Source organism: Stenotrophomonas sp. TWI1183, assembly GCF_039673115.1.
GTDB lineage: Bacteria > Pseudomonadota > Gammaproteobacteria > Xanthomonadales > Xanthomonadaceae > Stenotrophomonas > Stenotrophomonas maltophilia_AA.
Map to the genome: position 1 here is coordinate 1 of NZ_JBDJKZ010000007.1, position 25,378 is coordinate 25,378.

The window sequence follows — 25,378 nt, forward strand, 5'->3', positions numbered from 1 at the left end:
CCCGCCCCGGGCCCGCCCCCCCCCGCCCCCCCCCACCCCGCCCCCCCGCCCCCCGGCCGCCACTACCCTCACGCAAGCCGGCACTACCCGAAGGTCCAGAACGGCGGCTCGATGGTCTTGCGCCAGTAGGTCTCCCCGGCGAGATAGAACTTCTGCGCATAGGCCTTCGCAAACCATCCGGCGGCGGCGTCCAGATCCTTGGTCACGCCCGCGCGCCCACGCCCCAGCAGCAGGCCGCTGAAGTACTGGCCATACACATTGCCCTGGTCCGCCGCCCGCCGGTACCAGCGCAGCGCTTCGAGGCCATCGCACGGCAGGCCCATGCCGAGTTCGTACATCGCGCCGAGATCCACCTGGGCGTCGGCATCGCCACGCTGCGCACGCCGCTGGATGTCGACGACCAGCGGATGCAGGGTGCCATCCGGCTGTGGCGCGATCGCCTGCGGCAGCCGCGAGGATTCGGACTGCATGTGGTGGTAGATGGTCGCGCGCAGGTCCCAGCGCAGCGCGCTCGCTGCGTCACCGCGTTCGCGATGGAACTTGGCCAGCATCAGCATGGCCATCGGGTTGCCGTGCTCGGCCGCGGTGCGGTACCAGCGCTCGGCCTTCCGCGGCGAGGCACGCAGCGCCGTGCCCTGGACGATGTTCGGGCCGGTGCCGTGCACCAGCTCACCGTGGGTCCAGATCCGGCCCAGCGCCTCTTCGGCCTGGGGGTTGTGGAAGCTCCACGGGGTGACGGCGGCGGCACGCTCATACCACGTCACCGCGCGCGGATCGTTGAAGGTTTCGTAGGTTTTCGCCGCGTCCCAGGCACTGTCGAAGCTGCCGTCGGCGGCCTTGGCCTCGACCGACTGCACGATGCTTGCGGGCGTCCGTGACGGGGTGCTGCTGCAGGCGACCAGGGCGAAGGTGAGGGCGATGCCGCCCAGGCGTGAAGCGATGCGTCCGATGCGAAGGGTCATGCCAGCCAGGTGATGCGTAAGGGCGGTGATTATCGCCCGGCCCCGGAGCGCCGGGTTGTCCGCGACGGTCGGTTTGGTTGCCATCGCAACAGTTGCACCGCCGTCGAAACCCGGTTACGGTCGGTCCATGTCCTCGTTCCCGGCCACCGCTGTCAACAATACCAACCGCACCAATCTGCGCGCGAATAATCGTGCGCGGCCGATGCGGGACTGCGACCAGGGCTAGTACAAGCAACACGCCCGGACCCCAGAAAACCCGCATCGACCGATGCGGGTTTTTTTGTGGCCCGGGTTTACCCCTTCCGGGCCCGGGTGGCCGGTCGAATGCCTGCAACACGTGTATTCCCCCATTATCAGGAGCTGTTCCCATGTGTTCGATCTTCGGTATTTTCGGCCTCCAGGCCGGCGACGACCTCCCCGCACTGCGCCGCCATGCGCTGGACCTCTCGCAGCGCCAGCGCCATCGTGGCCCGGACTGGAGCGGGGTGTATGTCGATGACGGCGCCATCCTGGTCCACGAGCGACTCGCCATCGTCGATCCGGCCGGTGGCTCGCAGCCGCTGCTGTCCGAGGACGGCGGCCTGGCGCTGGCGGTCAACGGCGAAATCTACAACCACCGCGAACTGAAGGCCGAACTGGCCCAGCCGTACGCTTTCCAGACCGGCTCGGACTGCGAGGTGATCAACGCCCTGTACCGCGAGGACAGCCCGGCGTCCTTCCTGAACCGCCTCAACGGCATCTTCGCCTTCGCGCTGTGGGACCGCGCCCAGCAGCGCGTGCTGATCGCGCGTGATCCGATCGGCGTGGTGCCGCTGTACTGGGGCCACGACAAGGACGGCCGCCTGGTGGTGGCGTCCGAACTGAAGTCGCTGGTGGACATCTGCGCCGACGCCGCGCAGTTCCCGCCGGGCCATTGGTACGACAGTGCCACCGATACGTTGACCCGCTATTACGAACGCCCCTGGCGCGATTACGACGCGGTGGAAGGCGTCGAGGCCGACCGCGTCGAGCTGCGCGAGGCGTTCGAGCGCGCGGTGCACCGCCAGTTGATGACCGACGTGCCCTATGGCGTGCTGCTCTCCGGTGGTCTGGATTCGTCGCTGGTCGCTGCGGTCGCCGCGCGTTATGCCCGCCACCGTGTCGAAGATGGCGATCAGACGGAAGCCTGGTGGCCGCGCCTGCACTCCTTCGCGATCGGTCTGAAGGGTTCGCCCGATCTGGCGGCCGCCGCCATCGCCGCCGAAGCACTGGGCACCGTGCACCACGGCTTCGAGTACACCTTCGAAGAGGGGCTGGATGCGCTGCCGGAAGTGATCCGCCACGTGGAGACCTATGACGTCACCACCATCCGCGCGTCTACGCCGATGTTCCTGCTGGCGCGCCGGATCAAGGCGATGGGCGTGAAAATGGTGCTGTCCGGCGAAGGCAGCGACGAGATCTTCGGTGGCTATCTGTACTTCCACAAGGCGCCGAACGCACGGGAGTTCCATGAAGAGCTGGTGCGCAAGCTGGACGCGCTCAACAACTACGATTGCCTGCGCGCCAACAAGTCGATGATGGCGTGGGGCGTGGAGCCGCGCGTGCCGTTCCTGGACCGCGAGTTCCTCGACGTCGCCATGCGCATCGATGCCAAGCACAAGATGGTCGGGCAGGGCCCCGCCGGTGCACGCCGGATCGAGAAGGCGGTGCTGCGCGAGGCCTTCGAAGGCTACCTGCCGGACGCGATCCTGTGGCGCCAGAAGGAACAGTTCAGTGACGGCGTCGGCTACGGCTGGATCGACGGGCTCAAGGCGCATGCCGAGGCCCAGGTCAGCGACCGCGTGATGGCGGCCGCGGACAAGCGCTTCGTGCACAACCCGCCGCAGACCAAGGAAGCCTACTTCTACCGCCACGTGTTCGAGCAGTACTTCCCGACCCAGGCCGCGGCGGAAACCGTGCCGGGTGGCAAGTCCATCGCATGTTCCTCGCCGGCCGCCATCGCGTGGGATGCCAGCTTTGCGGCCATGGCGGATCCCTCCGGGCGCGCCATCGCCGGCGTGCACGAGCAGGCACTGGCCTGACCGATGGGCCACACCGCCGCGTCGTCCGCGGTGGTGTGGCAGTGCGTGCAGCCCGTAGAATCGCCCCTTCAATCGATGGGGATCGGTCATGGACTCTGACACCACCGGCATGCGCCGCAGCGGGCTGGCATGGCGCTACCTGGGTTGGGTGGCACTGCCGCTGTTGATCGGCCTGGGCCTGGCGCGGTTTGCCGGCCCGGCCGTGACCGCACAGGTGGCCCGTGCCGAGTCCTCGCTGGGCGCCGACTGGGCCGCGCATCTGCATGCGCCGCTCGGTCTGTTCCTGCTGCAGTTGCTGGTGTTGCTGATGGTCGCCAAGGGCGCGGGCTGGGTGTTCCGTCGCCTCGGCCAGCCGGGTGTGATCGGTGAGATGGCGGCGGGCCTGATGATGGGGCCGCTGGTGCTGGGCGCCGTGTTGCCGCAGGTGCACGGCATGCTGTTCCCGCCGGCATCGCTCGGTTCGCTCGGCCTGCTCAGCCAGCTCGGCGTGCTGATGTTCCTGCTGGTGGCCGGTGCGGAGCTGGATCTGGGCGGGCTTCGGGGGCGGCGTCGTTTCGCCATCGTGGTCAGCCATGCCGGCATCGCGGTGCCGTTCGTGCTGGGTGTGCTGCTGGCGATCTGGCTGTACGGCGCGCACGCACCGCCGGGCGTGGGCTTCACCGGCTTTGCGTTGTTCGTCGGTATCTCATTGAGCATCACCGCCTTCCCGGTGCTGCTGCGCATCCTGGCCGACCGTGGCATGACCGGCACGCCGCTGGGCCAGACCGCCATCGCCTGCGCCGCGCTCGGTGATGCCACCGCATGGTGCCTGCTGGCGCTGATCGTGGCGGCTGCGCAATCGCAGGGCTGGGTGCCCGCGACGATCAACCTGGTCTGCGTGGTCGCTTTCGTCGCGCTGATGCTGGGCGTGGTGCGCCCGTGGTTCTCGCGCCTGGTGATCGCACCGGGCCAGGAAGGACGCTGGCTGCTGATCATGCTGCTGATGGCGCTGGGCTGCGCCCTGGTCACCGAGATGCTGGGCATCCACGCGCTGTTCGGCGCGTTCGCGGCCGGCGTGGCGGTGTCCGGCAACGCCACCCTGCGGCATACCGTGGCCGAGCGTGTCGAGCCGTTCGCGGTCACCCTGCTGCTGCCCTTGTTCTTCGCCATGACCGGCCTGCGCATGCGCGCCGATGCCCTGCAGGCCAGCGACCTGGTGCTGTGCCTGATCGTGATCGTGGTGGCCACCCTCGGGAAACTGATCGGCACCTGGAGCGCCGCGCGCAGTGCCGGCATGGGCAACCACGACGCGTGGAAGCTGGGTGCCCTGATGAACACCCGCGGCCTGATGGAGCTGATCGTGCTCAACCTGGGCTACGAGCTGGGCTTCCTGGGGGACCGCCTGTTTGCCGTACTGGTGATCATGGCGCTGGTGACCACGGCCATGACCGGGCCGTTGCTGAATGCGATGGAGCGGTGGAAGCGCAACTGCAACTGATTCCGATTAGATCACCGGAATTCCAGATAGGGCACCATGCGCGCATTGATTCATCAGGAGCACCCCCATGAAAGGCAACCCGGACGTCATCGCCTGCTTGAAGGAATTGCTGCGCGGCGAGTTGGCCGCGCGCGACCAGTACTTCATCCATTCGCGCCGCTACGAAGACCAGGGCCTGTTCGCGCTCTATGAGCGCCTCAACCACGAAATGGAAGAAGAGACCCAGCACGCCGATGCGCTGCTGCGCCGCATCCTCTTCCTCGGCGGCGACCCGGACATGCGCCCGCATGTGTTCGAGCCCGGCGTGACCGTGGAAGAGATGCTGCAGAAGGACCTGGACACCGAGTACAGCGTCCGCAACAACCTGGCCGCCGGCATGAAGCTGTGCGAACAGCACCAGGACTACGTCAGCCGCGACATGCTGCTGGTGCAGTTGAAGGACACCGAAGAAGACCACGCCTGGTGGCTGGAGCAGCAGCTGGGCCTGATCAAGCGGATCGGCCTGGCGCTGTACCAGACCAGCAAGATGGATGCGAAAGGTACCGCCGCGCATTGAGTGCGGCATCGGGTTCCGCACGCCAGCCAGCCTTCGCCAGCCAGCTGCTGAACCCCCGTCCGCCCGCCAGCGTGTGCCAGCCAGCCGACGTGGATTCGAACAGAGAGGCCGGGGAACCCCGGCCTTTTCTGTGGGCGCAAAAAAAACGGCCGGGTTTCCCCGGCCGTTCCGATCCACGTCGACGCGGGACCGTTATTCCACCGCCAGGCCTTCCACCTTCTGCCAGCCACGCGGCAGCAGATGGCCGCGGGTGGCGCGGGTCCCCAGGTAGGTGTCCAGGTCCTTGAAGGACAGGTTCATCGTGCGCTGGCCGCTGCGCACCAGCAGCGTGTTGCCCGGCGCCACCGACACCACCGCGACCACGCGCTCGGTGGCGAGCTTGGCCTTGGGGATGTCGATGATCTTGTTGCCCTTGCCCTTGTCCAGTTCCGGCAGGTCGCTGGCGGCGATAGCCAGCAGGTTGCCCGAGCTGGTCACGGCCACGATGCGGTCCGTCTCCGGATTGGCGACCACGGCCGGGGTCAGCACCTTGGAGCCGGAGGTCAGGTTGAGCATCGCCTTGCCGGCCTTGTTGCGGCCGGTCAGGTTCTCGAAGCGGGTCACGAAGCCATAGCCGTGGGTGGAGGCCAGCACGAAACGCGTGTTGTTCTCGCCGCTGGCCAGCGTCATGAAGGCGCTGCCCGGGGCCGGCGAGAAGCGACCGGTCAGCGGCTCGCCGTTGCCACGGGCCGAGGGCAGGGTGTGGATCAGGGTCGAGTACGCACGGCCCTCGCTGTCCAGGAACGCTACCTGCTGCGTGCTGCGTGCGCGCACGGAACCGAGCAGCGCATCGCCATCGCGGTAGGACAGGGTGGCCGGGTCCATGTCGTGGCCCTTGGCCGCACGGATCCAGCCCTTCTCCGAAAGCACCACCGTCATCGGTTCGCTCGGTACCAGCTCGGTCTCGTCGATGGCCTGCGCCGCGCCACGCTGCACCAGCGGCGAGCGACGGTCATCGCCGAACTTCTTGGCATCGGCCACCAGCTCGTCGCGGATCAGCTTCTTCAGCTTGGCCTTGCTCTCCAGGATGCCGACGATCTTGTCGCGTTCCTTGGCCAGCTCGTCCTGCTCGCCGCGGATCTTCATCTCTTCCAGGCGGGCCAGCTGCTTCAGCTTGGTTTCCAGGATGTACTCGGCCTGTTCCTCGCTCAGCGCGAAGCGCGCGATCAGCGCCGGCTTGGCTTCGTCCTCGGTGCGGATGATGTGGATCACTTCATCCAGGTTGAGGAAGGCGACCAGCAGGCCGTCCAACATGTGCAGGCGACGCTCGACCTTCTGCAGGCGGTGGTTGAGGCGGCGGGTCACGGTGGTGCTGCGGAACTGCAGCCACTCGCTGAGCAGGGTCTTGAGGTTCTTGACCTGCGGGCGGCCGTCCAGCCCGATCACGTTGAGGTTGACCCGGTAGCTGCGCTCCAGGTCGGTGGTGGCGAACAGGTGGCCCATCAGCTGCTCGGCGTCCACGCGGTTCGAGCGCGGCACCAGCACCACGCGCACCGGGTTGGCGTGGTCGGACTCATCGCGGATGTCTTCCAGCCACGGCAGCTTCTTGGCGCGCATCTGCGCGGCGATCTGCTCGATCACCTTCGACGGCGATACCTGGAACGGCAGCGCGTTGATCACGATGTTGCCGTTCTCCTTCAGGAAGGTGGAGCGCGCCCGCACGCTGCCGTAACCGGTCTCGTACATGGTGCGCAGATCGGCGATCGGGGTGATGATCTCGGCGAAGCTCGGGTAGTCCGGGCCCTTCACGTGCTCGCACAGGTCGGTGACCGTCGCATCCGGGTCGTCGAGCAGGTGCAGCAGCGCACTGACGATCTCGTTGAGGTTGTGCGGCGGCACGTCGGTGGCCATGCCGACGGCGATGCCGGTGGTGCCGTTGAGCAGCAGGTGCGGCAGGCGCGCCGGCATCCAGGTCGGCTCTTCCAGGGTGCCGTCGAAGTTCGGGGTCCAGTCGGTGGTGCCCTGGTTGATCTCGCCCAGCAGCACTTCGGCGATCGGGGTCAGCTTGGACTCGGTGTAACGCATCGCCGCGAACGACTTGGGATCGTCGGTCGAGCCGAAGTTGCCCTGGCCTTCGATCAGCGGGTAGCGGTACGAGAAGGGCTGGGCCATCAGCACCAGCGCTTCGTAGCAGGCGCTGTCGCCATGCGGATGGTACTTGCCGATCACGTCACCGACGGTACGCGCGGACTTCTTCGGCTTGGAGGACGCGTTCAGACCCAGCTCGCTCATCGCATAGATGATGCGGCGCTGCACCGGCTTGAGGCCGTCGCCGAGGAACGGCAGTGCGCGGTCGAGCACCACGTACATCGAATAGTCCAGGTACGCCCGTTCGGCGTACTCGCGCAGGGGCAGCTGTTCAAAGCCGTGGAACGCGGGGCGGGCAAGATCGGTCATGCGGGATTGTTACCTGTGGCAAGGGACGGCGACGGCTGTCGCCCTCGCAGGCGGATGATTATCCGGATGCGGCCGGGGATGCCAAGCCGCGTGATGGGTTCAGGGGGTGCCCGCTGCGCGCCAGATAGCGCCCGGGCGGGCTGCCGAAGTGGCGGCGGAACACCGTGACGAAGGCGCTGGGGCTGCTGAACCCCAGTTCGTGCGCGATGTCGGACACGCTCTGGCCATCGGACAGGCGGCGCAGGCCCTCGGCCAACCGGGCCTGCTGGCGCCACTGGGCGAAGCTGAGCGTGGTTTCATCGCGGAAGTGCCGGGTCAGTGTACGCGGCGACAGGCCCGCCCACTGGGCCCATTGCTCCAGGCTGCGGCCGTCGGCCGGATCGGCGATCAGCTGCGAGGCGATCCGCAGCAGGCGCCGGTCCTGCGGCATCGGCAGGTGCATGCGCTGGCGCGGGGCATTGCGGATTTCGTCCAGCAGGACCTCGATCATGTGCTGCTGGCGCAGGCTGGGTTCGGCCGCCGGCACCCACGCGGTGACCCGCAGCGACAGGGCCTGCAGCAGATCGGAAATGGCCACCACGCAGGGCTCGTCGGGCAGGTCATGGGCCATCGCCGCGCTGACGATGATGCCCCAGCCCCGCAGCGGCCCACAGATGTCCACGGTGTGCGGCTCTCCCGGCGGCATCCAGCCGGCGCAGCCGGGCGGCAGCGACCAGGTGCCATGGCGGGTGCGGGTGGTGAGCAGGCCCGCCTCCACGCAGATCAGCTGCGCGCGCCGGTGCTGGTGCCAGTCGATCTCCCGGTCCAGCCCGCGGGCGCTCTCGATCCGGAAGCCGAGCACGCCCAGTCCATCGTCCCGCTCGAACCAGTCCAAGACCTGGTTGCGGATCATCTGGGTGGCGTCGGTCTCGCGCTCTGGCCTGAAAGTGTTATCCATTGTCCAAATTGTAATACCGGGCCAGTCCAGGGCGCCATTAAGGTAGCGACCTGCCCATTGTTCTGATTGTTGCAACACAGCATTTGGTTCCAGATTAAATATTTCTATTGAGAAATATATTTTTTGGAAGAGAATGCTCACCCATGATCTGCCCTGATGCCCATCCCCCCAGCTTCGGACTCCTGCTGCGCCAAGTGCGCGATGGCCTGGTCCGTCAGCTAGACACGTCGATGGCCGAGGAAAACCTCGGTATTGGCTTCACTCACTATCTCGGCCTGAAGGTGCTCGCGGCGCGTGCCCCGTGCACCGCCAACGAGTTGGCCCAGGCCTTGGACCAGGTGCCGAGCGCGGTGACCCGCCTGCTGGACAAGCTGGAAGCCCTGGATTGCGTGCGGCGCGAGCCGCATGCCCAGGACCGGCGGGCACTGCAGATCGTGCTGACCGAGCCGGGCCGCCAGTTGTGGGCCCGCCTCAAACAGCGCGGGGACCAGACCATCGACGACGCCATGCGCGATCTGTCTTCGGACGAACGCGCGCAGCTGCTTTCCCTCATGACCCGTGTACGCGACTCACTGGTAACGCCATGACTTCCATGTTTGAACGCTCTCATCCACTGCGCCCGCTGCGGCCGGTGCTGGTCTCCGTGCTGGCGCTTGCGCTGGCCGCGTGTGCCAGCAGCCGCGGCCTGGAGCCGCAGGGTCGTCTGCTCGACGCAGACAGCCTGCAGACCCAGCGCACCCTGGCCGCCAACGGCCTGAGCCAGCCCGGTTGGCCGGCCACCGACTGGTGGCGCGCGCTGGGCGACCCCCAGCTTGACGCCCTGATCGCCGAAGGCCTGCAGCGCAATCCCGGGCTGGAGGCGGCCGATGCGCGCCTGCGCCAGGCCCGTGCCCAGATCGGCACCGCCCGCGCCGATCGCCTGCCCAGCGTTTCCGCCTCCGGCGGCTACACCGGCGTGCGCCTGCCCGAATCGATGGTCGGTGACGAACTCGGTGGCAGCTACGCCGGCAGCGGCCAGGCCTACCTGAGCTTCAGCTACGGCATCGACCTGTGGGGCGGCAAGCGCGCCGCCTGGGAAGCCGCCGTGGATAGCGGTCACGCCGCGGAAGTGGACGCCCAAGCCGCGCGCCTGAATCTCTCCGCCGCCATCGCCGAGGCGTACGCGCAGCTGGGCTACGCGTGGACACTGCAGGACGTGGCCAGCGAAGAACTGGCGCGCTCGCAGAAGACCCTGGACCTGACCCGCCAGCGTCGCGCCGCAGGCATCGACAGCGACCTGCAGACCCGCCAGGCCGAGGCCCGCATCCCGGCCGCGCAGCAGCAACAGCAGGCCGCCCAGCAGCAGATCGATGAAGCCCGCACCGCGCTCGCCGCGCTGGTCGGGCAGGGCCCGGACCGTGGCCTGCAGATCAAACGCCCGCAGATGCTGAACCCGCTGGCGCTGCAGCTGCCCGGCGTGCTGCCGAGCGAACTGCTCGGTCGTCGCCCGGACATCGTCGCCGCGCGCTGGCGCGTGGAGGCGGCCAACCGCGAGATCCACGCGGCCAAGGCTGCGTTCTACCCCAGCCTCAACCTGACCGCCCTGGGTGGCGTGGTTTCCAGTGAAGTGGACCAGCTGCTCAAGAGTGGCTCGACGTTCGCCTTCCTCGGCCCGGCACTGAGCCTGCCGATCTTCGACGGCGGCCGCCTGCGCGCCAACCTGGGCAAGACCGACGCGCAGTACGACCTGGCCGTGGCCGACTACAACCAGTCCGTGGTCAACGCGCTGCGTGACGTCGCCGACCAGGTCAACGCGGTGCGTTCGCTGGCCGACCAGGCCAGTGCCCAGGCCCAGGCCGTCAGCACCGCGCGCGCCGCCCATGACCTGGCCGAGCAGCGCTACCGCGCCGGCATCGGCAGCTACCTGGACGTGCTCAGTGTCGAAGAGCAGTTGCTGGTCTCCCAGCAGCGGCTGGCCAGCCTGCAGTCGCGTCAGATCCTTGTTTCGGTCCGCCTGAGCCAGGCGTTGGGCGGTGGTTTCACCCCGACCAGCGACGCCGCCACGGTCGCCGCCACCCCCGAATCCCCGCATTCCTGAGAGTCATCCCCATGAGTCAGACCTCCGCCCCCGCTGCCGAGAAGGCAGCTCCCTCCCGTCGCGGCAAGCTGCTGCGCGGCCTGCTGGTCATCGTCGTGCTGCTGCTGGCCGCGCTGGCCCTGTGGTACTTCATGTTCGGCCGCTGGTTCGAAGAAACCGACGATGCCTACGTGCAGGGCAACCAGGTCCAGATCACCCCGTTGATCAGCGGCACCGTGGTCGGGATCAACGCCGATGACGGCATGCGCGTCGAGCGTGGCCAGCTGCTGGTCCAGCTGGACCCGGCCGATACCGAAGTCGCCCTGCAGCAGGCCGAAGCCAACCTCGCCAAGACGGTCCGCCAGGTGCGCGGTCTGTACCGCAGCGTGGAAGGCGCCCAGGCCGAATTGAACGCGCGCCAGGTCACCCTGAAGCGCGTGCGCGAGGACTTCAACCGTCGTAAGGACCTGGCCAACACCGGCGCGATCTCCAACGAAGAACTGGCGCATGCCCGCACCGAACTGGCCGCTGCCGAAGCCGCCGTGGCCGGCTCGCGCGAGACCTTCGAGCGCAGCAACGCGCTGGTCGATGACACCGTGATCGCGACCCAGCCGGACGTGCAGGCCGCCGCCGCACAGCTGCGCCAGGCCTATCTCAACAATGCCCGTGCCGGCATCGTCGCGCCGGTCACCGGTTACGTCGCCCGCCGTTCGGTGCAGGTCGGCCAGCGCGTGCAGCCGGGCAATGCCCTGATGGCCGTGGTGCCGACCGAGCAGATGTGGGTCGAAGCCAACTTCAAGGAAACCCAGCTGCGCCACATGCGCCTGGGCCAGGAAGTGGAGCTGCGTTCGGACCTGTACGGCGGTGACGTCACCTACAAGGGCCGCATCGACAGCCTCGGCCTGGGCACCGGTTCGGCGTTCTCGCTGCTGCCGGCGCAGAACGCCAGCGGCAACTGGATCAAGATCGTGCAGCGCGTGCCGGTGCGCATCGCCATCGATGCCAAGCAGCTCGCCGAGCACCCGCTGCGCATCGGTCTGTCGATCAAGGCCGAAGTGAGCCTGCGCGACCAGAAGGGTACCGTGCTGCCGACCGAAACCGCCAAGGGCCAGGTGTTCGATACCGACGTCTACGCCAAGCAGCTGCACAGCGCCGACGATGTGATCCACCAGATCATCCAGAGCAACCTGCCGCAGCAGGCCAAGGCGAGCTGAGGCCACCATGTCCGCACAAGCTCCCGCCGCGCCGGGCGCCCCCGCGGCGCCAGGCACGGCCTTCCGGCCGGCCAACGTCGCCCTGTGTACCGCAGGGCTGGCGATGGCCTCGTTCATGCAGGTCCTGGACACCACCATCGCCAACGTGTCGTTGCCGACCATCGCCGGCAATCTCGGCGCCAGTTCGCAGCAGGCCACCTGGGTCATCACCTCGTTCGCGGTCAGCACCGCGATCGCGCTGCCGCTGACCGGCTACCTCAGCCGTCGCTTCGGCGAGACCAAGCTGTTCGTCTGGGCCACGCTGGCCTTCACCTTGGCCTCGCTGCTGTGCGGCCTGGCCCAGAGCATGGGCATGCTGGTGGTCTCGCGTGCGATCCAGGGCTTCGTCGCCGGCCCGATGTACCCGATCACGCAGAGCCTGCTGGTCTCGCTCTATCCACGCGAGAAACGCGGGCAGGCGCTGGCGTTGCTGGCAATGATCACCGTGGTCGCGCCGATCGCCGGCCCGATCCTCGGGGGCTGGATCACCGACAACTACAGTTGGGAATGGATCTTCCTGATCAACGTGCCGCTGGGCATCTTCGCCGCGCTGGTGGTGGGCAACCAGCTCAAGGGGCGCCCCGAACACGTCGAAAAGCCGAAGATGGATTACGTCGGCCTGATCACCCTGGTGATCGGCGTGGGCGCACTGCAGCTGGTGCTCGATCTGGGCAACGACGAAGACTGGTTCAGTTCGACCAAGATCGTCGTGCTGGCCTGCGTGTCGGTGGTGGCCCTGGCGGTGTTCCTGATCTGGGAATTGACCGACAAGGATCCCATCGTCGATCTGCGCCTGTTCCGGCATCGCAACTTCCGCGCCGGTACGCTGGCGATGGTGGTGGCCTACGCGGCGTTCTTCAGCGTGGCGCTGCTGATCCCCCAGTGGTTGCAGCGTGACATGGGCTACACCGCGATCTGGGCCGGCCTGGCGACCGCGCCGATCGGCGTGCTGCCGGTGATCATGACGCCGTTCGTGGGCAAGTACGCCTCGCGGTTCGACATGCGCATGCTGGCCACGATCGCCTTCATCTTCCTGTCGTTCACCAGCTTCCTGCGCTCGGGCTTCAACCTGCAGGTGGACTTCGGCCATGTGGCCGGCATCCAGCTGATCATGGGGATCGGCGTGGCGTTGTTCTTCATGCCGGTGCTGCAGATCCTGCTGTCGGATCTGGACGGTCGCGAGATCGCCGCCGGTTCCGGCCTGGCCACCTTCCTGCGTACGCTGGGCGGCAGCTTCGCCGCCTCGCTGACCACGTGGCTGTGGGCACGCCGTACCCAGGAGCACCACGCGCACCTGACCGAACACATCTCCGGCTACACCCCGGGCATGCAGGACCAGGTGACCGCGATGGGGCAGGGCGACCTGCAGCATGGCGCGGCCGCGCTCAACAACATGATCAACCACCAGGCCTCGCAGATGGGCTTCAACGACATCTTCTTCCTGCTGGGCTGGATCTTCCTGGCCATCATCGCCTTCCTGTGGCTGGCCAAGCCGCCGTTCGGCGCAGGGGCGGGTGCGGCCTCGGCCGGCGGGCACTGAAGACGTGTTACGTTGAAACGAAAAACCCCGCTGAAAGGCGGGGTTTTTTCGTTGTGGGGTGGTGCCGGGCGTCGCGCGCTACGCATGTATCCATGCACGCCTGGCCCGGAAACGAAAAAACCCGCTTGCGCGGGTTTGATCATTTTCTGAGTCATGGTGCCCAGGAGAGGACTCGAACCTCCACGAAGTTGCCCCCGCTAGCACCTGAAGCTAGTGCGTCTACCAATTCCGCCACCTGGGCGACTCAGGAGGAGAATTCTGCGGGAGAACCGTGAGTGTGTCAACAGGATCGCGTCGGAAAATTTTCGGCCATCGACCGTCTTCGCGTCATCGCACGGTTGAAGCCCCGCACATCGCGCGGGGCGCAGAAAGCGGGGCGCAGAAACGAAAAAACCCGCTTGCGCGGGTTTGATCATTTACTGAGTCATGGTGCCCAGAAGAGGACTCGAACCTCCACGAAGTTGCCCCCGCTAGCACCTGAAGCTAGTGCGTCTACCAATTCCGCCATCTGGGCGACTCAGGAGGAGAATTCTGCGGGAGAACCGCGAATGTGTCAACAGGATGTCGCAGGAAATTTTGTTCGCCGCGCGATGCAGCGTCATCGACAACGGTGACGCGCGAATCGTGCGTGGCGCGTGCCGGACGGTAGAAACGAAAAAACCCGCTTGCGCGGGTTTGATCATTTTCCGAGTCATGGTGCCCAGGAGAGGACTCGAACCTCCACGAAGTTGCCCCCGCTAGCACCTGAAGCTAGTGCGTCTACCAATTCCGCCACCTGGGCGACTCAGGGGGCGAATTCTGGGCATGTCCGGGACGCTTGTCAACGGTTTTGTGAAATTTCTTCACAATCCTGCACAGGAGTGCCGCTGACCGATTCTGCACACCCGTAGCGGTTACTATTGAGGTCAATGAAACCAAAGAAACCGACCCAGGGCGCGAAAGCCCCCAAGTCCCCGGCGCCCAAGAAGGCTGCCGGTCCGTCGGGCAACCCCCGCGCTGCCGCCAAGAAAGCCGGCAAGCTGCCCCCCTGGATGCCCGAATCCCTGAACACCCCTGAGCCGCCGCGCGGCAACAAGCGGGGCGCGAAGCCCGCGCACGCCGGGCCGATCCCGACGCGCCGCCGCCCGCATCCGGCTCCGCTGGATGGTGAAGTGCAGGTGGATCCGTTCGCCGCCCGCGAGGCCGAGCGCTATGCGCAGCCGATCGCCAGCCGTGAGGCGATCCTGCAGCTGCTCGACCGCTGCGATGGCCCGCAGACCGCCGACGAGATCGCCATCCATCTCGGCCTGACCGAGCCGGACCGTGCCGATGCCCTGGGCAAGCGCCTGGGTGCGATGTGCCGTGATGGCCAGCTGGTGCAGAACCGCCGTGGCGGTTTCGCGCCGCTGCAGGCGGTCAACCTGATCACCGGCGTGGTGATCGCCAACCCGGAAGGGTTCGGCTTCCTGCGCCCGGTCGAAGGCGGTGACGACCTGTTCCTGCCGCCGTTCGAGATGCGCAAGGTGCTGCATGGCGACCGCGTGCTGGTCAACGTGACCGGCATCGATCGTCGTGGTCGCCGCGAGGCCAGCATTTCGCGCGTGCTCGAGCGTGGCATGAGCCGCCTGATCGGCCGCTTCAGCGTCGAGTTCGGCATCAATTACGTGGTGCCCGACGACAAGCGCGTGCAGCGCAATGTGCAGATCCCGCCCGACCAGACCGGCGATGCCCGCGACGGCCAGCTGGTGGTCTGCGAGCTGACCCAGGCGCCGGACACCCGTCGCCCGCCGATCGGCCGCATCATCGCCGTGCTCGGCGACAAGCTGACCGCGTCGCTGGTGGTGGAAACCGCCATCCACGGCCACGAGCTGCCGTTCGAGTTCCCGGCCGAAGTGCTGGCGGAAGCCACCGCCGTGCCGATGGTGGTCACCCCGGAACAGATCGGCCACCGCGAAGACCTGCGCAACACGCCGCTGGTCACCATCGATGGCGAGGACGCCAAGGACTTCGACGACGCGGTCTACTGCGAACCGAATGCCGAAGGCTTCCGCCTGGTCGTGGCGATCGCCGACGTCTCCAATTACGTCCGTCCCGGTACGCCGCTGGATGATGAAGCGCAGAAGCGCGCGACCTCGGTCTACTTCCCCGGGTTCGTGGTGCCGATGCTGCCGGAAACGCTGTCCAACGGCATCTGCTCGCTGATGCCCAAGGTCGACCGCATGTGCTTCGTCTGCGACATGCAGGTGAACCGCGAAGGCGAAGTCATCCATTCGCGTTTCTACGAAGCGGTGATGAACTCGCACGCGCGCCTGACCTACAACCAGGTCTGGGAAGCGGTGGGCGAGAACGACCCGGCCGCGCGCAAGGCGATCGGCCCGCTGATGCCGCAGGTCGACCGCCTGTACCAGCTGTATCACGTGCTGGCCAAGGCCCGTACCCGTCGCGGTGCGATCGAATTCGAAACCTCCGAAGTGCGCTTCGTGCTGGACAACACCGGCGAAGTCACCCAGGCCGGGATGATGGTGCGCAACGATGCGCACAAGCTGATCGAAGAATGCATGATCGCGGCCAACGTGCAGGCCGCACGCTACCTGCTGGCCAAGCAGGTGCCGGCGCCGTTCCGCGACCATGAGCGTCCGCCGGAATCCAAGTACGCCGATCTGCTCGAGTTCCTGAAGGAATTCAAGCTGAGCCTGCCGCCGTGGTCGAAGGTGCAGCCGGCCGATTTCACCAAGCTGCTCAAGAAGGTGCGCGATCGCCCCGACGCGGCACTGCTGGAATCGGTGCTGCTGCGCAGCCAGAGCCTGGCCGTGTATTCGCCCGACAATCTGGGCCACTTCGGCCTGGCGTTGGACGCGTACGCCCACTTCACCTCGCCGATCCGTCGCTACCCCGATCTGCTGGTGCACCGTGCGATCAAGCACGCGCTCAGCGGGGCCGCGCCGGAGAAGTTCACCTACTCGCCGCGTGAGATGGCCGCCTTGGCCCTGCAGTGCTCCGAGCGTGCGCGTCGTGCCGACGAAGCCGAGCGCGAAGTCGACGAGCGTTACCGCGCCGCGTGGATGGAAAAGCACGTGGGTGGCCAGTTCGACGGCGTGATCAGTGGCGTGACCAGCTTCGGCCTGTTCGTGGAGCTGGATGAGTCCAAGGTCAACGGCTTGGTCCACGTGACCCAGCTGCCGCACGACTATTACCAGTTCGACGCAGTGCGCAAGACGCTCAACGGCGAACGTCGCGGCAAGATCTACCGTCTCGGTGACCGGGTGCGGATCCTGGTGCTCAAGGCCAGCATGGAAGAGCGCAAGATCGACTTCCGCCTGGTCGAAGAGAAGGACGATGCGCTGCCCGAACTGCCGCCGCGCGGCCAGCCGGCCAAGCGCCAGAAGCAGAAGTACTGATCGTCGCGTACCGGCCCACGGCCGGTACGCGGTAGGTGCCGACCGTTGGTCGGCACATCGTCTACCCGCCGACCGTCGGCCGGCACACCGTCCACCCGCCCCCCGTGGGTGGGCATGCTGTTTCCACGGACCCCGTCGGAGCGATCCCATGCAGTCCTTCCCCGAATACAGCGGCGGCTGCCAGTGCGGCGCGATCCGCTTCCATGTGGTCGGTGAGCTGACCCACAGTTCGATCTGCCATTGCCGGATGTGCCAGAAGGCCTTCGGCGCGTACTACGCCCCCCTGGTATCGGTGCGCGGCAGCGATTTCCGCTGGACCCGCGGCGAACCCCGGCGTTTCGCGTCGTCCAACCTGGTCCAGCGCGGCTTCTGCGCCGACTGCGGCACCCCGTTGACCTATGAAGCGCCGGACGGCGTGGCGGTCGCGGCCGGTGCGTTCGACGAGCCGGCCCTTCTGCCGCCGACGATCCAGTACGGCATCGAGGCCAAGCTGCCGTTCGTGGATACGCTGGGCTCGCTCAGCGCGCTGCGCAGCGAGGAGGATACTGCGGCCGGGGACTTCCTGCTGCATATCGTTTCCCGCCAGCACCCGGACCACGACACCACGGACTGGCCGCCGGGCTGAAGGCCGGCGGTGGCCGCACCCCGTGAACGCCCCCCGTGAACGCCCGGCAGGGCAGGGTGGGCCTCGATGCTCTACCATTACCAACCCCTTTACCGGTCCCGCCCCCCGCAATGAGCAAGCAAAGCCAGTGGATCGTCGGCGTCAACGCCGTCGCCTCTTCGATCGAGAATGATGCCGAGAACGTCCGCGAGGTCCTCATCGAGGCCGGTGCGAAGAATCCGCGTCTGACCGAGATCGAGGAAAACGCACGCCGCAAGGGCATCGACGTGCGCAAGGTGAACACCCAGGCGCTGGACGGTGTGGGCGGTTCGGTGCGTCACCAGGGCGTGGCCGCGCGCTACCAGGCCGCACGGACCTGGGGCGAGAACGAGCTGGAAGGGCTGGTCGAAGCGGCCGAGGGCAAAGCCCTGCTGCTGATCCTTGATGAAGTCCAGGACCCGCACAATCTCGGCGCCTGCCTGCGCAGCGCGGCGGCGGCCGGTGCCACGGCGGTGATCATTCCCAAGGACAAGTCGGCTTCGGTCAACGCGACCGTGCGCAAGACCTCGGCTGGCGCGGCCGACCGCATCCCGGTGGTGCAGGTGACCAATCTCTCGCGCTGCCTGAAGGATCTGCAGAAGCAGGGCGTGTGGATCTACGGCCTGGCCGGCGAAGCCACCGAATCGCTGTACGCGATCGACCTGAAGGGCAACGTGGCGCTGGTGCTGGGCGGCGAAGCCGACGGCCTGCGCCGCCTGACCCGCGAGAACTGCGATGGCCTGGTCAAGATTCCGATGCCGGGCGATATCGAGAGCCTCAACGTCTCCGTCGCCACCGGCGTGAGCCTGTTCGAAGCAGTGCGTCAGCGCGGGCTGTAAGCCGCGCACGGGCCCGGGGGTAGAGCCACGCCATGCGTGGCTGAGCGGTGCCGGATCGAAAGGCAGCCAATGTGCGGCGCCGGATTGAAAAACAGCCACGCATGGCGTGGCTCTACCGGTGATGCACCTGGCGCGGGCGATCAGCCCGCGCTTCCCCCCAGCGCCTTGAACAACGTCACATCGTTGATCAGCTGCCGTTGACGCACGGATGCCAGCGACAGCTCGGCATCGCGCCGGGTCTGCTGCGCTTCCAGCCAGGTCCGCAGATCGGTCGCACCGACCCGGTAGCGCACCTCGTACATCCGTTCGATCTCCACCGCTTCGTCATAGGACGCCTGCGAGGCCGCGACCTGCGTGGCGAACTGGGTGCGCGCCGACAAGGCGTTGTCCACTTCCGACAACGCGGTGTACAGCGTGCGGCGGAACCCGTTGGCCGCGATCTGGTAGTCGGTGCCGGCCAGGCGGGTGTTCAACTGGGCCTGGCGCACGTTGAGGAACGGCAGCGACAGCCCCGCACCCAAGGTGGCGACCGGATTCTTCAGCACGTCCGAGAGCGAGGTGGCACCGGTACCGACGCTGCCGGTCAGGCTCAGCGCCGGGTAGTACTGGGTCGCGGTGACCTTGATGGCCTTCAGGCTGTTGCGCAGGCGCAGCTCGGCGGCGCGCAGGTCCGGGCGTCGGCCGAGCAGATCGGCCGGCAGGCCCTCGGCGATCACCGGGCTGCCGACGCGCTGCAACTGCTGCGGCTCGTCGGCCATCGCCAGCGGTTGCCCGTCCAGCAGCACGGTCAGCGCATTGCGCGCGGCGACGCGCTGCTGCTCCAGTGCACTCTGCGCGGCACGCTGTGCTTCCAGGCTCTGCGCGGCCTGGCGCACTTCCAGCCGCGATACCGCACCGGCATCGAAGCGCGCCTGGACCAGCTCGCGGGTGCGCTGCAGCCGCGCCAGGTTGGCCTGGCCGGCGGCGATCGACTGGTTGAGGAACGCCAGCGTCCAGTACTGCGTGGCCACGTCGCTGATCACCAGCAGCGCGGTGTTCTGCAGGTCCTCCTGGCTGGCCTGGGCGTCCCACTGGGCGATGTCGCGCTGGGCGCGCAGGCGCCCCCACAGGTCGATCTCCCATTGCAGGGACACGCCGGCCGAGCTGCCGCGGTTCCAGTCCGCGCTCTGGTCGATCGGGCGGTTGCCGCTGCTGCCGACGCTGCCCGAGGGCTGCGGCCACAGGGCGTTGTCGGCCAACCCGGCCTGCAGCCGCGCACGCTGCACGGCCAATCCGGCCGAGACCAGATCGGTGTTGGCGGCCAGCGCACGATCGATCACGCGGTCCAGGCCGGGGTCGCCGAACTGGGTCCACCAGGCATCGGCGCGGACATCCGCCGATGCCGCATGCGGTTGTTCGCTGACGGCCTCGGTGGGAGCGTTCAAGCTGGCATCGCCACGGCCGTAGGTGGCCGGGACCGCCGGTGCATCGACCTGGTAGCGGCCGGTACTGACGCAGCCAGACAGGGCCAGCGCGGTCACGCAGGCCAGGGCCAGCGGGCGCAGTGACGCAGGGGGCAGCAGAGCAGGAGAAATCTTCATTCGCGCGCCAGCGCCTCCACGGGATCAAGTTGGGCGGCATTGCGGGCCGGCAGGAAACCAAACGCCACGCCGATCAGGCTGGAGCAGGCAAAGGCGGCCACGATGGATGCGGTCGAGAACAGCATCTGGAAGTCCGGTGCGAACTTGCCGAACAGCCAGCCGACCACCAGCGACAGGCCGACGCCGAGCAGGCCGCCGAGCAGGCACACCAGCACCGCCTCGATCAGGAACTGCTGGCGGATATCGCTCTGCCGCGCGCCGACGGCCATGCGCACGCCGATTTCGCGGGTCCGCTCGGTCACCGAGACCAGCATGATGTTCATCACGCCGATGCCACCGACCAGCAGCGCGATCGCGGCGATGGCGCTGATCAGCAGCGTCATCGTGCGGGTGGTCTGCTCGATGGTCTGGCGGATCTCGGCGCTGTTGCTGAGGAAGAAGTCCTCGGTGCCGTGACGCATGATCAGCAGCTTGGAAATGGCGGCCTGTGCCGCATCCATCGGCGTGGTGTCATCCACGCGCACGGTGATGCTGGAAACATGGCTCTGGCCGAGCATGCGCGACATCACCGTGGTGTAGGGCACCCACACGCTCAGGCTGGTGCTGCCGCCGAAGCCGAAGCTCTGCCGCTGCGCGACACCGACCACGCGCACCGGCACGTTGCCGAGCAGGATCACCTGGCCGACCGGGTCTTCGCCATTCGGGAAGAACTGGGTGCGGGTGTTCTCGTCGATGATGGCCACCTGGGCCAGGCTGCGCACCGCATCGGTATCGAAGAAGCTGCCGGCGATCAGGGTCACGCCCTTGACCCGGAAGAACTGCTCGCCAACACCGTTGACCTGCGCGGTGGCCGATTGATTGCGGTAGCGCGCGGTCACCGAGGAGGACACGCTGGGCGTGGCACTGTCGATGTAGCTCTGCCGGCCCAGTGCATCGGCATCGCTGGCCTTCAGCGTCTGCACCCGGGCCGAACGCATGTCGCCGAAACCGCGGCCGGGATAGACGTCGATGGTGTTGGTGCCCAGCGCGCTGATGTTCTGCAGGATCTGCTGCTGGGAGCCATTGCCCATCGCCACCACCGAGACCACCGAGGCGATGCCGATGATGATGCCGAGCATGGTCAGGAAGGTGCGCAGGCGGTGGGCGTTCATCGCCAGCAGGGCCATGCGGAACGCTTCGGTGAAGCGGTCGCGTGCCGCCCGCCAGCTGTGGCCCTTGCCGGCCGCTACGGTCGGCTGGCGCTGCGCGCGGTAGCTCGGTGCATTCGGATTGATGCGGTCGGCGATGATCTCGCCATCGCGGATTTCGATGATGCGCTGGGCGTGTTCGGCCACGCTCATGTCGTGGGTCACGATGATGATGGTGTGGCCTTCGGCATGCAGCTCGCCGAGGATGCCCATCACTTCTTCGCCGGATTTCGTGTCCAGTGCGCCGGTCGGTTCGTCGGCCAGGATCACTTCGCCGCCGTTCATCAGTGCGCGCGCGATCGACACACGCTGCTGCTGCCCGCCGGAGAGCTGGCCGGGGGTGTGGTTCATGCGGTCGCCCAGGCCCAGCCGTTGCAGCAGTTCTTCGGCGCGCGCGGTGCGCACCGGGCCGGGGCTGCCTGCATACACGGCGGGCACGGCCACGTTGCCGCGCGCGTCCAGGTCACCGAGCAGGTGGTAGCGCTGGAAAATGAAGCCGAAATGCTCGCGGCGCAGCTCGGCCAGTTCGTCCGGCTGCATGCGGCCGGTTTCGCGGCCGGCCACCTGGTAGCTGCCGCGCGTGGGCCGGTCCAGGCAGCCGAGGATGTTCATCAGCGTGGACTTGCCGGAGCCGGACTGGCCGACGATGGCCACCATCTCGCCCGCTGCGATGTCCAGATTGACGTCGCGCAGCACCGCGATGGTCTCATCGCCCGCCGGGAACTCCCGGCGCAGGTCGCGCAGCCGCAGCAGCGGCGTGCCCGTGGCGGTGCTCATCGGCGCGGCCCACCCATGCCGGGGCCGCTGATCCGAACGCCGCCACCGCCGCGGTTGCCGCCGCCGGCACCCTGCGTGCCGCCGCCTTCGCCGACGATGACCTTGTCGCCTTCTGCCAGGCCGGACAGCACTTCGGCATTGGCGCCGTTGTTGATGCCGATCTTGACCTTGCGCGGGGCGGGCATGCCGTCGGCATCGGCCACGCGCACCATGTACTGCCCGTCACGGGTCTTCGGACCGAGCGCGACGGCGGGAATGATCAGCACGTCCTTGGCCTGCTTGAGCATCACCGAGACCTGGGCGGTCATGTCGATGCGCAACGTGCCGTCAGGATTTTCCACATCGAACAAGGCGTTGTAGTAGACCGCGGTGCTGGAACTGGAGCTGGACGAACTGGAGCTGCTGGAGTTGTCGTTGGCGATCGAGGACGGTGCCGGGTTGATCTGGCGCAGCGTGGCGTGGAATCTGCGGTCCGGCTCACCCAGCGTGGTGAAGTACACCGGCATCCCAGCCTTGATCTTGACCACGTCCGCTTCGGACACCTCGGCATTCACCGTCACCAGGTCCAGCCGGGCCAGCATCACGATGGTCGGCGCGGTCTGGTTGGCGTTCACGGTACGGCCTTCCTCGGCGACCACCGCGACCACGGTGCCGTCCATGGGTGCGGTGATGCGGGTATAGGCCAGGTTGGCGCGGGCGGTGCCCAGTTCGGTTTCACGGCCGGTGATCTGCGCGTCGAACGACTGGATCTGGGCGCGTGCGGTCTTGAGCTTCGCGTCGGCCGCATCGAACTCGGCGCGCGAGGTGGCCTCGGCGGCCAGCATCTGCTGCTGGCGGGCGAATTCGAGCTCGGCTTCGCGCAGGCTGGCCTGCTGCACCGCGCGCTGCGCCTTGACCTGGTCCAGCGACGCCTGGGCGTTGAGCACCTGGTTCTGCTGCGTGGTGGCGTCGATCTCGGCGATCAGGTCGCCTTCCTTGACGGTATCGCCAAGTTGGACCTTGAGCGATTTGATCTGCCCCGAGGCCTGCGCACCGACGCTCACCAGCTTGTAGGCATCGATCACGCCGGTGGCTTCCACCGTCTGCTCGATATCCCCGCGGCTGACCGGCGAGGTGGCCAGTGTCGGCGCGGCCGGCTTGCGCAGCATCCATGCCACAATCGCGGCGATCAGGACGAGGACCACCAGCAACAGCAGGAGGCGGGCACGGCGGGTTCTGGGCAAACGGGGCTTCACGATGATCGTCAACTCGGCAGGCCGGTGCATCGGCGTTGTCAGCATTGTGAAGACCGTTCACCGCCGGCTCAATGCTCGCCGTGTACCAAGATGTATCCCTGCGGCGCACGACACGTTTCGTTGTGTATCCGCATCGCCCTTTGAAACAGACGTACGCAAACCAGGAGATGCGGTTCAGCTCCCGACAGGGGATGATCGCCGCATGGAGACTGCCAACAGCATGCACAGACTGCTGATCGTCGATGACGACAACGATATCCGCCAGCTGCTCGCCGAGCAGCTGGGCCGCGCCGGTTACCTGGTGAGCACCGCCAGCGATGGCCACGGCATGCGCCAGCTGCTGGAGCGCGAGCATGTGGACCTGATCGTGCTCGACCTCAACCTGCCCCGCGAAGACGGCCTGACCCTGTGCCGCGACCTGCGCGCGCGCTCGAGCACGCCGGTGATCATGTTGACCGCACGCAGCGAGCCGATCGACCGCGTGCTGGGCCTGGAGATGGGCGCCGACGATTACCTGGCCAAGCCGTTCGAGCCGCGCGAGCTGCTCGCACGCATCCGCAACGTGCTGCGCCGTACCGAAGCATTGCCGGCCAACCTGGAGCCGCTGGCGATCCGCCGCGCGCGCTTCGCCAGCTGGGTGTTCGACCTGGAACACCGCCACCTGGTCGATCCGGATGGGCGCGTGGTGGTGTTGTCCGGCGCCGAGTTCCGCCTGCTGCGGGTGTTCGTCGGGCATGCCAACAAGGTGCTCTCGCGCGAGCAGCTGGTTTCGCTGAGCAGCGGTCGCAACTACGAGTCGCAGGACCGTGCGATCGACCTGCAGGTCAGCCGCCTGCGCAACAAGCTCGCCGATGACGGCGGCAGCGACGGGCTGATCAAGACCGTGCGCAACGAAGGCTACGTGCTCGCTGCGGCAGTCACCCTGGAATGAAACGCCTGCGCCACTTCTTTTCCTCGATGGTGGGGCGCCTGTTCGTCATCCTGCTGCTGGGCATGAGCGTGGCGGCGATCGGCGCGACCATGCTGGCCAGTACCAAGCGCCAGCAGGAATTCGAACGGCAGAACCTCAACCGCATCGCGGATCGCCTGCAGGGGTTCGTGAACCTGCTCGATGGCAATCCGGAGCTGCGCCAGCGCCTGCTCACCAGTGGCGGGCCGAGTGTGCGGCAACTGCCGGAAGGCGCGCGCATCGGCCGGCCCGATGCGGCGTTGATGGAGATTCTTGATGACCGGCCCGGTCCGGTGGCGAGCAGCCAGGTCGCCTTCACCTCGTTCCGCTCCTGCCTGCCGCGGCTGCCGGAACTGCTGCCGCGCCCCCCGCGCGACAAGGACAGGATGCGGCACCCGCCGCGGGAGCGCGACCCGGCGTTCATTCCGCCCAAGTGCCGCGTGGTGACCCTGCAGCTGACCGACGGCACGCCCCTGCGGCTGGCGCTGGATTCCCCGGCCGTCGCGCACAACGGCGTACTCGCCGTGGACCCGCTGTTCCTGACCCTGCTGGTGGTGGCGATCGCGATCCTGGCCTACATCGTGGCGCGGATGGCCAGTGCCCCGCTGCAGCGCCTGGCCGATGCAGCCGCCGCGCTGGGCGATGACCTGCAGGGCGCGCCGATGCCGGTGACCGGGCCGTTCGAAGTGCGCCGGGCGGCCGAAGCCTTCAACGCCATGCAGAAGCGCCTGCAGCGCCACCTCGGTGAGCGCACCCAGATGCTGGCGGCGATCACCCACGACCTGCAGACGCCGGTGACCCGCCTGCGCCTGCGCCTGGAAAACGTCACCGACGAAGCGCTGCGCGAGCGCCTGATCGGCGATCTCGGTGCGATGCAGGCGCTGATCCGCGAAGGCCTGGAGCTGGCCCGCAGCGCCGAGAGCGCCGAGCAGCGCGCCGCGCTGGACCTGGATTCGCTGTTGGAGAGCATCGTCGAAGATGCCGCCGAGGCCGGGGCCGATGTCCATTTCGAACAGCCGAGCGGGGCGGTGCTGATGCTGCGTCCGCTGGCCATGCACCGCCTGTTCTCCAACCTGGTCGACAACGCGGTGATGTACGGCCAGAGCGCGCGCGTGCGGGTGAAGCAGGTCGGGCAGGACGTGGAGGTGCGCATCCGCGACAGCGGCCCGGGCCTGGCCGAGGACGAACTGGAAGCGGTGTTCGACCCGTTCGTGCGGCTGGAGACCTCGCGCTCGCGCCAGACCGGGGGTGCCGGGTTGGGGCTCACCATCGCCCGCGCCTTGGCCGAAAAGGACGGCGCGACCCTGCACCTGCGCAACCATCCCCAGGGCGGGCTGGAGGCGATCGTGCGCTGGACGTCGCCGGCGCGGGCGCCATCGGGACCACGCGGGAGCTGACGCCGGCTCCCCCAAAACGCAGGGATTTGCCTACTATGGGCATCTCTTTCCAGCGTCTCCCCCATGAGAGCGTACGACTCTGCCAGCCTCCGCGCTGGTGCACGGCCGTCCCCCCCA

Annotated in this window: 18 protein-coding genes and 3 tRNA genes; 12 read left to right on the forward strand and 9 right to left on the reverse strand. The window is 67.5% G+C overall.

The features are described 5' to 3' along the window. Positions 1 to 83 precede the first annotated feature (83 nt). Complete coding sequence (locus tag ABE434_RS08440; RefSeq protein ID WP_346478520.1) at positions 84 to 962, reverse strand: tetratricopeptide repeat protein; 879 nt, start codon at positions 960 to 962, stop codon at positions 84 to 86. A gap of 368 nt (positions 963 to 1,330) precedes the next feature. Between ABE434_RS08440 and asnB the strand changes: the two genes are divergently transcribed. The 3 genes from asnB to bfr all read left to right on the forward strand — a co-directional run bounded on the left by asnB (position 1,331) and on the right by bfr (position 5,055). Next, positions 1,331 to 3,022 (forward strand): asparagine synthase B, encoded by a 1,692-nt coding sequence (gene asnB, locus ABE434_RS08445; protein WP_346478521.1) that lies wholly within the window; start codon positions 1,331 to 1,333, stop codon positions 3,020 to 3,022. An 88-nt stretch (positions 3,023 to 3,110) separates the two neighbouring features. Next, the gene (locus tag ABE434_RS08450; protein ID WP_346478522.1) at positions 3,111 to 4,499 is read left to right on the forward strand and encodes a cation:proton antiporter; all 1,389 of its coding nucleotides are present in this window, start codon (positions 3,111 to 3,113) and stop codon (positions 4,497 to 4,499) included. Positions 4,500 to 4,566: 67 nt separating this feature from the next. Further along, the gene (gene bfr, locus ABE434_RS08455; protein WP_176989944.1) at positions 4,567 to 5,055 is read left to right on the forward strand and encodes a bacterioferritin; all 489 of its coding nucleotides are present in this window, start codon (positions 4,567 to 4,569) and stop codon (positions 5,053 to 5,055) included. A gap of 192 nt (positions 5,056 to 5,247) precedes the next feature. Here bfr and parC read toward each other — a convergent pair whose 3' ends face one another. Further along, positions 5,248 to 7,491 (reverse strand): DNA topoisomerase IV subunit A, encoded by a 2,244-nt coding sequence (gene parC, locus ABE434_RS08460; protein WP_346478523.1) that lies wholly within the window; start codon positions 7,489 to 7,491, stop codon positions 5,248 to 5,250. Positions 7,492 to 7,549: 58 nt separating this feature from the next. Further along, positions 7,550 to 8,428: a helix-turn-helix transcriptional regulator gene (locus tag ABE434_RS08465; RefSeq protein ID WP_179459359.1), complete on the reverse strand. Its 879-nt coding sequence runs from the start codon at positions 8,426 to 8,428 to the stop codon at positions 7,550 to 7,552. A gap of 143 nt (positions 8,429 to 8,571) precedes the next feature. On the opposite strand from ABE434_RS08465, the gene ABE434_RS08470 reads away from it, so the two are divergent. From ABE434_RS08470 to ABE434_RS08485, 4 genes are read left to right on the forward strand one after another with little or no spacing between them, the layout of a single operon-like run. Further along, positions 8,572 to 9,015: a MarR family transcriptional regulator gene (locus tag ABE434_RS08470; RefSeq protein WP_019184373.1), complete on the forward strand. Its 444-nt coding sequence runs from the start codon at positions 8,572 to 8,574 to the stop codon at positions 9,013 to 9,015. 5 nt (positions 9,016 to 9,020) lie between these two features. After that, positions 9,021 to 10,505 (forward strand): efflux transporter outer membrane subunit, encoded by a 1,485-nt coding sequence (locus ABE434_RS08475; protein ID WP_346478524.1) that lies wholly within the window; start codon positions 9,021 to 9,023, stop codon positions 10,503 to 10,505. Positions 10,506 to 10,516: 11 nt separating this feature from the next. Next, the gene (gene emrA / locus ABE434_RS08480) at positions 10,517 to 11,698 is read left to right on the forward strand and encodes a multidrug efflux MFS transporter periplasmic adaptor subunit EmrA (RefSeq protein ID WP_346478525.1); all 1,182 of its coding nucleotides are present in this window, start codon (positions 10,517 to 10,519) and stop codon (positions 11,696 to 11,698) included. Positions 11,699 to 11,705: 7 nt separating this feature from the next. Next, a complete protein-coding gene (locus ABE434_RS08485) occupies positions 11,706 to 13,277 on the forward strand; it encodes a DHA2 family efflux MFS transporter permease subunit (RefSeq protein ID WP_176989939.1) in 1,572 nt (523 codons plus the stop codon). A 154-nt stretch (positions 13,278 to 13,431) separates the two neighbouring features. Here the strand turns inward: ABE434_RS08485 and ABE434_RS08490 are convergent. The 3 genes from ABE434_RS08490 to ABE434_RS08500 form a co-directional block, all read right to left on the reverse strand. Then, positions 13,432 to 13,518, reverse strand: a tRNA-Leu gene (locus ABE434_RS08490). A gap of 186 nt (positions 13,519 to 13,704) precedes the next feature. Further along, positions 13,705 to 13,791: transfer RNA gene (locus tag ABE434_RS08495), tRNA-Leu, on the reverse strand. Positions 13,792 to 13,971: 180 nt separating this feature from the next. Then, positions 13,972 to 14,058, reverse strand: a tRNA-Leu gene (locus tag ABE434_RS08500). 127 nt (positions 14,059 to 14,185) lie between these two features. Here ABE434_RS08500 and rnr point away from each other — a divergent pair. The 3 genes from rnr to rlmB all read left to right on the forward strand — a co-directional run bounded on the left by rnr (position 14,186) and on the right by rlmB (position 18,136). Next, positions 14,186 to 16,654 (forward strand): ribonuclease R, encoded by a 2,469-nt coding sequence (gene rnr / locus ABE434_RS08505; protein ID WP_176989938.1) that lies wholly within the window; start codon positions 14,186 to 14,188, stop codon positions 16,652 to 16,654. 148 nt (positions 16,655 to 16,802) lie between these two features. Then, complete coding sequence (locus ABE434_RS08510) at positions 16,803 to 17,279, forward strand: GFA family protein (RefSeq protein ID WP_346478526.1); 477 nt, start codon at positions 16,803 to 16,805, stop codon at positions 17,277 to 17,279. Between the two features lie 110 nt (positions 17,280 to 17,389). Further along, positions 17,390 to 18,136, forward strand: coding sequence for a 23S rRNA (guanosine(2251)-2'-O)-methyltransferase RlmB (gene rlmB / locus ABE434_RS08515; protein ID WP_176989936.1), 747 nt, complete (start codon positions 17,390 to 17,392; stop codon positions 18,134 to 18,136). 140 nt (positions 18,137 to 18,276) lie between these two features. On the opposite strand, the gene ABE434_RS08520 is transcribed toward rlmB, so the two are convergent. Genes ABE434_RS08520 through ABE434_RS08530 form a run of 3 tightly spaced genes read right to left on the reverse strand, consistent with a single transcriptional unit; the run spans position 18,277 to position 22,945 of the window. Further along, positions 18,277 to 19,716, reverse strand: a complete 1,440-nt coding sequence (locus ABE434_RS08520) for a TolC family protein (protein WP_346478527.1) — start codon at positions 19,714 to 19,716, stop codon at positions 18,277 to 18,279. Beyond that, positions 19,713 to 21,680, reverse strand: a complete 1,968-nt coding sequence (locus ABE434_RS08525; RefSeq protein ID WP_346478528.1) for a MacB family efflux pump subunit — start codon at positions 21,678 to 21,680, stop codon at positions 19,713 to 19,715. Before ABE434_RS08525 ends, ABE434_RS08520 begins: the two co-directional genes overlap by 4 nt. After that, the gene (locus ABE434_RS08530) at positions 21,677 to 22,945 is read right to left on the reverse strand and encodes an efflux RND transporter periplasmic adaptor subunit (protein ID WP_346478529.1); all 1,269 of its coding nucleotides are present in this window, start codon (positions 22,943 to 22,945) and stop codon (positions 21,677 to 21,679) included. Before ABE434_RS08530 ends, ABE434_RS08525 begins: the two co-directional genes overlap by 4 nt. Positions 22,946 to 23,117: 172 nt before the next feature. Between ABE434_RS08530 and ABE434_RS08535 the strand changes: the two genes are divergently transcribed. Together ABE434_RS08535 and ABE434_RS08540 are read left to right on the forward strand one after the other, a co-directional pair. Next, positions 23,118 to 23,846, forward strand: coding sequence for a response regulator transcription factor (locus ABE434_RS08535; protein ID WP_176989933.1), 729 nt, complete (start codon positions 23,118 to 23,120; stop codon positions 23,844 to 23,846). Further along, the gene (locus ABE434_RS08540; protein ID WP_346478530.1) at positions 23,843 to 25,261 is read left to right on the forward strand and encodes an ATP-binding protein; all 1,419 of its coding nucleotides are present in this window, start codon (positions 23,843 to 23,845) and stop codon (positions 25,259 to 25,261) included. Before ABE434_RS08535 ends, ABE434_RS08540 begins: the two co-directional genes overlap by 4 nt. Positions 25,262 to 25,378: the final 117 nt, after the last annotated feature.